This is a genomic window from Streptomyces sp. DH24 (assembly GCF_029813775.1).
In the GTDB taxonomy this organism is placed as follows: Bacteria; Actinomycetota; Actinomycetes; order Streptomycetales; family Streptomycetaceae; genus Streptomyces.
The window spans coordinates 1-9,984 of the sequence record NZ_JARVKW010000078.1; the positions used below are offsets into that span (position 1 = coordinate 1).

Genomic DNA, 9,984 nt, shown 5'->3' on the forward strand with positions numbered 1-9,984 from the left:
TCCCGGCCGGGGTGATCGGCGAGGTCTATCTCGCCGGCGACGGCCTCGCCCACGGTTATCTGGCGCAGCCCGGCACCACCGCGACCCGGTTCGTCCCCAACCCGTACGGGGGCGCGGGCAGCCGTCTGTACCGCACCGGTGACCTCGCGCACTGGGACCGTGACGGCCACCTCCACTACGCCGGTCGCACCGACGGCCAGGTCAAGATCCGTGGCTTCCGTATCGAACCCACCGAGATCGAGACCGTACTGACCACCCACCCCCACCTCACCCAGGCCGCGCTGGCTGTCCACCCCGACGGCGACGGCACACCCCGACTCGTCGCCTACACCGTGGCCGCCGACCCCTCGGGTGCCGAACCGCAGGACATCCGGCGCTGGTTGCGGGAACGGCTGCCCGACCACATGGTGCCGGCGTTCGTGGTGCCGATGGAGCGGCTGCCGCTCACCTCCAACGGCAAGATCGACAAGCGGGCGCTGCCCGCCCCGCGGACCACGGCGTCCACCGGCGGCCGGGCCCCGCGCACTCCCCTCGAACGCACCGTCCGCGACGCGTTCACCGAGGCGCTGGGCGCGGCAGGCCCTCTGACGATCGACGACGACTTCTTCGAGCACGGCGGGCACTCCCTGCTCGCCGCCCGCCTCACCCACCGGCTCGGGGCCGCGCTCGGCGTGACCCTGACCCTCCGCGACGTCTTCCAGCACCCCACGCCGGCCGCCCTCGCCCAGTGCGTCGAGGCCCGGCAGGCGGCCGGCACCACCAAGCCCCGGCGGGCCCGGCCCGCCCTGCGCCGCCGCACCACCGACCAGGAACGGAGATCCTCATGACCGACCCCACCGACCACGACACGTACGCCCCCGACGCGGGGCCCGCGCCCGACGACGTGGTGTGGGACCTGCCCGGCGAGGGCCCGCAGCGCACCGCGCTCCTGGTCCTGCCGCACGCCGGAGGGAACGCCCACGGCTACGCCGAGTGGCGCGAGCACCTCCCCGCCGACGTACGGCTGCTGATCGGCCAGTACCCGGGGCGCGGCGCCCGCTACGCCGAGGACCTGCCCCGCGACATCGCGGACCTGGCCGGACCGGTCGCCGCCTGCCTGCCCGACGGCGTCACCGACGACCTCGTGGTGCTGGGCCACAGCATGGGCTCCCTCGTCGCGTTCGAGGTGGTCCGGCTGCTCCAGGCGGCCGGCCGTACCCCGCGGGCCCTGGTCGCCTCCGCGTGCCGGGCGCCGTTCCTCGCCAACCCCGCCGTGGTCCACCCCGAGCGGCTGGACGACGACGAACTGGTGGCCGCCATCAAGGTGCGCGGCGGCACCGACGACGGCATCCTCGACGACCCGGAGCTGCGGGAGATCGTCATCCCCTCCATCCGCGCCGACTTCGCCATCGACGACGTGTACCAGTGCCCGGTGGACGAGGCCCGCGTGGCCTGCCCGGTGACCGTGATCGGCGGGGACGCCGACCCGGTGGCACCGGCCGGCTCGCTGCGCCACTGGGCCGCCGTCACCGACCACGGCTTCGCCCACCACGTCCTGCCGGGCGGCCACTTCTACTACCAGGACCGGCTGCCGGAGTTCTTCTCCGTGCTGGCCACGGTGCTCGGCGGCCACGTCACGGCCACCGCCGCCTGACCCACCCCGCCGTCCCCTTTCCCGCCCGTCCCGCGCGACGACGCACTCACCCGAGGAACCCTCATGACCCTTCACGCAGACGCCCCCGCCCCGGCCGCCCTCGGCACGGACCCGGTCCAGCCGGTCCGCGAGCCCGGCAAGCCCGTCATCGTGCACGTCCCCGCCACCGCCGGCCTCGACGAGGCGGTGGCCTGGCTGACCGCCCACCGCGACGCCATACAGGCCGAACTGCACCGCTCCGGCGCCGTCCTGCTGCGCGGCCTGCCCGTCGACGACGCCGCGAGTTTCGCCGCCGCCCGCGACGCCCTGATCAGCCGCCGCGCCGGCTACAAGGAGAAGGCCACCCCGCGCACCGACTTCGGCGAGGGCGTGTTCTCCTCCACCGACCTGCCCGCCGTCCAGCCGATCCGGCTCCACAACGAGAACAGCTACACCCTGGACTTCCCCGGCGTGCTGCTGTTCGGCTGCGTGACCGCGCCCGAGGAGGGCGGCGCCACCACCGTCGGCGACATGCGCGAGGCAGTGCGGCTGCTGCCGCAGGAACTCGTCGCCCGCTTCGAGAAGGCGGGCTGGCTGCTGGTCCGCAACTACTCCGAGCTCGCCGGCCTGCCCTGGTACCGGACCTTCGCCACCGAGGACAAGGCCGTCGCCGAGGCCTACTGCACGGAGAACACCGTCGGCTACGAATGGCTCGACGACGACTCCCTGGTCACCCGCCAGCGCCGCTCCGCCATCATCACCCACCCGGTGACGGGCGAGCGCTGCTGGTTCAACCACTTCGCGTTCTGGAACAGCCGCACCCTCGACCCGGACGTCCGCGAGGTGCTGGTGGACACCTACGGCGAGGACGGCCTGCCGTTCAACACCTACCTCGGCGACGGCACCCGCCTCACCGACGAGGAGGTCGACGCCGTCAACGCCGTCTACGACCGGGTGACCGTGCGCGAGACCTGGCAGGAGGGCGACCTCATGCTCGTCGACAACCTGCTGTGCGCCCACGGACGCGAGGCGTTCAAGGGCGACCGGAAGATCCTCGTCGCCATGGGCGAACCGGTGGCGCTGGCCGACTGCGCCCCCACCACCCAGCCGTCCACCACCGTCTTCACCGGAGAGTGACCACCGCCATGACCGCCGTCCTCCCCGAGCGCACCCGCACCGCGCCCGACACCGTCCCGCACCCGCCCGTCGCCGACCTCCTGGACCGCCTGGCCCTCGCGCCCGCCGACCGCACCGCCGTGGTCGCCGCCGACCGTGAGCTGTCCTTCGCCGCACTGCGCGCCGAGGCCATGCGCGTCGCCGGTCGGCTGGCCGCCCGCGGCATCGGCCCCGAGAGCGTCGTCGCGCTTGCCCTGCCGCGCGGCGCCGACCTGATCGCCGCCCTCATCGGCACCCTCACCGCGGGCGCCGCCTACCTGCCCGTCGACCCGAAGCTCCCCGCCGACCGGCGCCGCTACCTGGTCGAGGACTCCGGAGCCGACCTGGTCGTCACCGCCGGCGGCACCTCCGAGGCGCCCGGTACCCCGCACATCGCCGTCGGCGACCTCCTCGCCCCCGGGGACACCGAGGACCCCGCCTACCGGCCCGTACCCGTCAGCGGCGGCAACCTCGCGTACGTCATCTACACCTCCGGCTCCACCGGCCGCCCCAAGGGCGTCGAAATCGTCAGGTCCGCCGCCTCCGCGCTGCTGGCCGAACTGGAGTCCGAAGGGATCGCCGCCCCGGGCCGCGGCCGGGTCGGCTGGAACGCCTCACCCTCGTTCGACGCCTCCGTGCAGCAGTGGGTACGGCTGTGCCGCGGCGACACCCTCGTCATGGTCGACGACGACACCCGCGCCGACCCCGTGCTGCTGGCCCGGTTCGTCGACGAACAGGGCCTCACCGACCTCGACATCACCCCCTCGCACGCCGAACCGCTGCTGGACCTGCTCACCGCCGACGGCGGCCCCCGCCCCCTGACGCTGCTGATCGGCGGCGAGGCCGTCAGCCCCGCCCTGTGGCGGCGCATCGGCGAGCAGGCCGCCGCCGGGGTACTGCGTGCCGTCAACCTGTACGGGCCCACCGAGTGCACCGTGGACGCCACCGCGGGCTGGATCGACGCCGCGGACGAGCCGCACATCGGGTCGGTGCTGCCGGGCCTGCGCACCAGGGTGCTGGACGACGCGCTCAACCCGGTCCCGGCCGGCGGCAGCGGCGAACTGTACCTGGCGGGCCCGCGCGTGGGCCGGGGCTACCGGCGCCGCCCCGTCCTGACGGCCGAACGGTACGTGGCCGACCCGGCGGGCGACGGCGGCCGCATGTACCGCACCGGCGACCGCGTCCGGTTGCTGCCGGACGGGCGGCTGGCCTACCTCGGACGCGCCGACGGCCAGGTCAAACTGCGCGGGCACCGCATCGAACTGCCCGAGATCGAGGCCGTGCTGACGGCGCAGCCGGACATCGCCGAAGCCGTCGTCGTCCTGCGCGACGAGGTCAACGGCGCCCCCGGCCTGGTCGCCTACCACCGCCCGCAGGACCCGGCGGCCGGACCGGCCGACGCGGCCGACCTGCGCGCCCGTCTGGCGGCCCGGCTGCCCGCGTACATGGTGCCCGCCGCCTTCGTGGCCGTGGACCGCTTCGCCACCACCACCCAGGGCAAGCTCGACAGGGCCGCGCTGCCCGCCCCGACGGCGACCGGAGCACCCGCCGAGACCGCCGGCCCCGCCCTGACCCCCTCCCAGGCACTGATCGCCGGGGTCTGGTCCACCGTGCTCGGCAAGACCGGCATCGGCCCCGACGACAACTTCTTCAAGCTGGGCGGCCACTCCCTGCTCGCCATCAAGCTGGCGTCGCGCGTACGCGCCGAACTCGGCGTCACCCTCCCGGTGAAGGCCGTCTACGCCAACCCGAGGCTGCGCGACCTGGCCGTCCACATCGACACGCTCGTCGCCGCCGCGGCGGGCCAGGACGCGTAAAGGACGATGACCGTGATCCCGCTGTCGTTCGCCCAGCGCCGGCTGTGGTTCCTGGGCCGCCTGCACGGGCCCTCCGCCGCCTACAACGCCCCCGTCGTGCTCCACCTGGACGGCGTCCCGGACACCGGCGCCCTCCGCGCCGCCCTGGCCGACGTGGTGGAGCGGCACGAGGTGCTGCGGACGGTCCTGACGGCAGACGCCGACGGGGAGCCGTACCAGCACGTCCGGGAGACCGGTGCCGTCGACCCCCTGACCGTCGAGGACCACGGGCCAGGCGAACGCGACGCCGCCGTCGCCGCGTTCGTCCGGCAGGCGATCGACATCTCCGCCCGGCCACCGCTGCTCGCCCGGCTGTTCCGCTCCGGTGCCGGTGCCGGTGCCGGTGCCGGTGCCCCGGGCGCCCCCGGCGCTCCGGGAGCCTCGGGATCCTCGGTTCTGGTTCTGCTGATCCACCACGTCGCCACCGACGGGTGGTCCGTGCGCCCGCTGCTGCGCGACCTGGTGGCCGCGTACGACGCCCGGTGCGCGGGCCGGGCCCCGGACTGGGAACCGCTGCCCGTGCAGTACACCGACTACACCCTGTGGCAGCACGACATGCTCGGGGACCCGGACGACCCGGACAGCCTGGCCGCCGAGCAACTCGCCTTCTGGCGGGACGCGTTGGCCGGTGCGCCGCCCGTGATCGCCCTGCCGGCGGACCGGCCCCGCCCCGCGGAGCCGTCCGGGCGCGGCGCCACCGTCACCGGCCGGCTGGACGCGGCGGCCCACGGCGGGCTGCTGGCGCTGGCCCGCGGTCGCCGGGCCAGCCTGACGATGGTGGTCCGGGCCGCGCTGGCGGCGACGCTGGCCGCGGCCGGCGCCGGCGAGGACGTGGTGATCGGGACGCCCGTCGCGGGGCGCCCCGAGGAGGACCTGTACGAACTGGTCGGGTTCTTCGTCAACTCCCTCGCCCTGCGCACCGACCTGTCCGGCGATCCGACGGTGGCCGGACTCGTGGACCGGGTCCGCGACACCGACCTGGCCGCCTACGAGCACCAGGAGCTGCCGTTCGACGTGCTGGTGGAGCGGCTGGCACCCGAACGGGCCCTGGGACACCACCCGTTCTTCCAGGTGATGCTGACCGTCGCGGCGGACGACGCCGACGCCACCACGGTCCGGCTGGCCGACGGCATCACCGGCCGCACGGCCGACACCGGGCTCGACGCCGCCAAGTTCGACCTGACCTGGTACTGCGCCGAGCGGCACACCGCCGACGGCCGCCCCGACGGCGTCACCGTGGCCCTGACCTACGCCGAGGACCTCTTCGACGAGGACACCGCCCGTCTCCTGCTCGGCGCCCTCCTGAGGACCCTCGCCGCCTTCGCGGCCGAACCCCTGCGCCACGTGTCCGGGCTGGGGACGCTGACCGCCGGGGAGCGGCGCGCCCTGGCCGCGCGGAGCGAACGCGCCGCGCAGGCCGTGACCCCGGACAAGGACCGGCCCGCGCCCGTACGGGCGGACGTCCTCACCCCGCGCGAGGAGATCCTCTGCGGACTGTTCGCCGAGGTCCTGGGCCGGGATTCCGTCACCGCCGACGCCAACTTCTTCCGCAGCGGCGGCCACTCGCTGCTCGCCGGCAAGCTCGTCAACCGCGTCCGCGGCGCGCTCGGCGTCCAGCTCGGCATCCGCGACCTGTTCCTCGCGCCCACACCCGCCGCACTGCACCGGCGGCTGGCCGAGACCGCCCAGGGCCCGGACCCGGCCGGCCGGCCCGCCCTGAGCGCCGTACCGGCCGCCGAACGCCCCAGCCCGCTCCCGCTGTCGGCGGCCCAGCGCGCCCTGTGGCTGCTCGGCCGCATCGAGGGCACCTCCGCCCGCTACAACGCGCCGCTCGTGCTCCGCCTGGACGGCGTGCCCGACCGACGCGCGCTGGCCGCCGCCCTGGCAGACGTCCGGGAACGGCACGAAGTGCTGCGCACGGTGTACGGCGCCGAGGAGGGCGAGCCGTACCAGCGGGTGCTGCCCGCGGCCCCGTGCCCCGGCGGACTGCCCGAGTGGGAGGAGTGCCCGGCCGCCGAGACCGGCACGCGGGTGGCGGCGTTCGGCCGTGAGCAACTGGACCTCACGACCGAAGGGCCCTTGCGGGCACGGGTGTTCCTGCCGGACGACGGCACGGCCGTACTGGTGCTGCTGGTCCACCACATCGCCACCGACGGCTGGTCCCTGGCACCGCTGCTGCGCGACCTGGGCGAGGCGTACGAGGCCCGGCTCGCCGGCCGGGCACCGCAGTGGCGGGCACTGCCCGTGCAGTACGCCGACTTCGCCCTGTGGCAGCGGGAACTGCTCGACGGCCCGGCCCGCGAACGGCTGCTCGCCTTCTGGCGGCAGGCCCTGGACGGACTGCCCGCGCGCACGGACCTCCCGTACGACCGGCCCCGGCCGCTCGAACCGACGGGGCGCGGCGCGACGGTCACCGCGACCCTGGACGCCGACACCCACCGGGCGCTCACGGCGCTGGCGCGGGAACGGCGGGCCAGCCTGTTCATGGTGGCCCGCGCGGCACTGGCCGCCGCGCTGCGGGCCGTCGGCGCCGGCACCGACCTCGCGGTCGGCACACCGGCGGCGGGCCGCTCCCACCAGGACCTGCACGACCTCGTCGGCTGCTTCGTCAACTCCCTGGTCCTGCGGGCCGACCTGTCCGGGGACCCGGCGGTGGGCGAACTGGTCGACCGGGTCCGGGACGCCGACCTGGCCGCCTTCGACCACCAGGACCTGCCCTTCGACCTGCTGGTGGAGAAGCTCGCGGAACCGGACCGGGCGCTGGGCGAACACCCCTTGTTCCAGGTGATGCTGACCGTGCGGGAGACGGCCCGCGAACGGGCCGGGCTCGGCGCCCTCACCGCCGAGGCCACGAGCACCGACCTGGGCGCCGCCAAGTTCGACCTCTCCTTCCACTGCGCCGTGCGGCGCACACCGGACGGCGGGCCCGCCGGAGTGGACCTCCACCTCCAGTACGCGCGCGACCTGTTCGACGCGCGGACGGCCGAGACCCTGCTGGAGGTGTTCACACGGTCGCTGCGGGCCTTCGCCGCCGACAAAAACGCCGAGGCCCGGCTGTCGGAGCTGGCGCTGGTCACGGCCGACGAGGAGCGGGACTTCGCCGCCCGGCGCACGGCGCTCACGCAGGCCGCCACCGACCGGCGGACCGACAGCACGCCCACCGGCACCGGCACCGCCCCGCGGGTGGAGATCCTCACCGCCCTGTTCGCGGAAGCCCTCGGCCGGGGCGAGGAGTTCACCGCCCACAGCAACTTCTTCAAGTCCGGCGGGCACTCCCTGCTCGCCGGGAAACTGGCGAACCGCGTCCGGGCGGTGCTCGGCGTCCAGACCGGCATCCGCGACCTGTTCCTCGCCCCCACACCGGCCGCCCTGCACCGGCGGCTGGCCGAGACCGGCGGCGACGCGGTGGCCCGGCCCGCACCCACGGCGGTGCCCCCGGCCCGGCGCCCCGACCGGCTGCCGCTGTCGTACGCGCAGCGCCGGCTGTGGTTCGTCGACCAGCTGCAGGGACCGTCCGCCACCTACAACATCGCCCTGGTACGGCAGTTGGACCGGCCGCTGGACCCAATGACACTGGCCGACGCGCTCGCCGACGTCGCCGAGCGACACGAGGTGCTGCGCACGGTGTACGGCGTCGAAGGGGGCGAGCCGTACCAGCGGGTGCTGGAGCACGCGCGCCCCCATCTGGAACTGGGCCGGCCCGCGGACGTGGCGGCAGCCGTGGACGCCGCCGCCGCGCACGTCTTCGACCTGGCCCGGGACATCCCGCTGCGGGCCTGGCTGTTCCACCCGCAGGGCGAGGGTCCCCAGACCCTGGTGCTGCTCCTGCACCACATCGCCGCCGACGGCTGGTCCACCGGACCGCTGCTGGCCGACCTCTCCGCGGCCTACGCGGCACGCGTGGCCGGCCGGGCACCGGACGGACCGGCGCTGCCGCTCCAGTACGCCGACTACACCCTGTGGCAGCGCGGACTGCTGGCGGACGGGGGAGCCGACCGGGACCTGACGTTCTGGAAGGACGCTCTGGCGGGCCTTCCGCCGCTGACCGACCTGCCGACGGACCGGCCCCGCCCCGCACTGCCCTCCGGTCACGGGGCGCTGACCGGGTTCACGGTGCCCGCCGCGACCCACCGGGCACTCGCGCGCACGGCACGCGCCCGCGGCGCCACCCTGTTCATGGCCGTGCAGGCCGCCCTGGCCGCGTGCCTGACCCGGCTCGGCGCGGGCACCGACCTGGCCATCGGCACGAGCGTGGCGGGACGCGGCGACGACGCGCTGAACGGACTCGTCGGCTTCTTCGTCAACACCCTGGTACTGCGCACCGACACCTCGGCCGACCCCGACTTCGGGACGCTGCTGGAGCGGGTCCGCGACGCCGGCCTGGCCGCCTACGACCACCAGGACCTGCCCTTCGACCTGCTGGTGGAACACCTCAACCCGCACCGCTCCTCCGCGCACCACCCGCTGGTGCAGGTCATGCTCCGCCTCGACACGCTCTCCGGCACGGACACCGGGCCGGCCGGTCCACTGGCCGGCACCGAGCTGCCGCACGGTTCGCGGACCGCCAAGTCGGACCTGACGTTCGCGCTGTCGGAACAGCCGGACGGCTCCCTCGCCGGCGTCCTGGAGTACGCCACGGACCTGTACGGGCCGTCCGGGGCGGCGCGGCTGACGGGACTGCTGACGACGGCGCTGGACCTGTTCGCCGCCGACCCCGGGGCCCGGGTCACGGACCTGCCCGCCCCGGCCGACCGGCGCGGCGAACGGCCCCTCGCCAACGGCTACCGGATCGACGTGCGGCACGTGGCCGCCGTGCTGGGCGACCACCCGGCGGTGTCCGGGGCGGACGTCCGCGTCGAGGCCGACCGGGTCACCGCGCGGGTGACGGGCCCGGCCGTCACGGAGGCCGAACTCCAGGCCTGGGCGGCCGAACGGCTTCCGGAGTACACCGTGCCGGCCGTGATCACCGTGACGGACGCGGCGCCGGACGACGCCGCCGAGGCACCGGCCGGGCCGGGGGAGACCCTGCTGACGGGCGTGCTGCGACTGTTCGCGGAGGTGCTCGACGGGCGTGCCATGGGCCCGGGCGACAACTTCTTCAAGGCGGGCGGGCACTCCCTGCTGGCCGTCCGCCTCGTCAACCGGGTCCGCACGGAACTGGGCCGCGAAGTGACCCTCCGGGAGGTGTTCCGCCACCCGACACCGGCGAAGCTCGCGGCCCACCTGGCGGCCGAGGCCGGCCGCTCCGCGCCCGGACCGGTACCGCCCACGCCCCCGCCACTGCGCCGCCGCACGCGCGGGGGGACCCGGGTCAGCCGGCCGTAACCCCGCCGTCCGGACCGGCGGACCGGACCCCAGCCC

General features: G+C 75.5%; 5 protein-coding genes. All 5 read left to right on the forward strand.

Annotated elements, in window-relative coordinates:
* On the forward strand, positions 1-827 hold an 827-nt coding region (locus tag QC282_RS31685), incomplete at its 5' end, for a non-ribosomal peptide synthetase (protein ID WP_279553046.1).
* Complete coding sequence (locus QC282_RS31690) at positions 824-1,633, forward strand: thioesterase II family protein (protein WP_279553047.1); 810 nt, start codon at positions 824-826, stop codon at positions 1,631-1,633. The genes QC282_RS31685 and QC282_RS31690, both read left to right, overlap by 4 nt.
* Positions 1,634-1,696: 63 nt before the next feature.
* Complete coding sequence (locus QC282_RS31695; protein WP_279553048.1) at positions 1,697-2,749, forward strand: TauD/TfdA family dioxygenase; 1,053 nt, start codon at positions 1,697-1,699, stop codon at positions 2,747-2,749.
* A gap of 8 nt (positions 2,750-2,757) precedes the next feature.
* A complete protein-coding gene (locus QC282_RS31700; RefSeq protein WP_279553049.1) occupies positions 2,758-4,584 on the forward strand; it encodes a non-ribosomal peptide synthetase in 1,827 nt (608 codons plus the stop codon).
* Positions 4,585-4,590: 6 nt separating this feature from the next.
* Complete coding sequence (locus QC282_RS31705; protein WP_336621098.1) at positions 4,591-9,948, forward strand: condensation domain-containing protein; 5,358 nt, start codon at positions 4,591-4,593, stop codon at positions 9,946-9,948.
* Positions 9,949-9,984 lie beyond the last annotated feature (36 nt).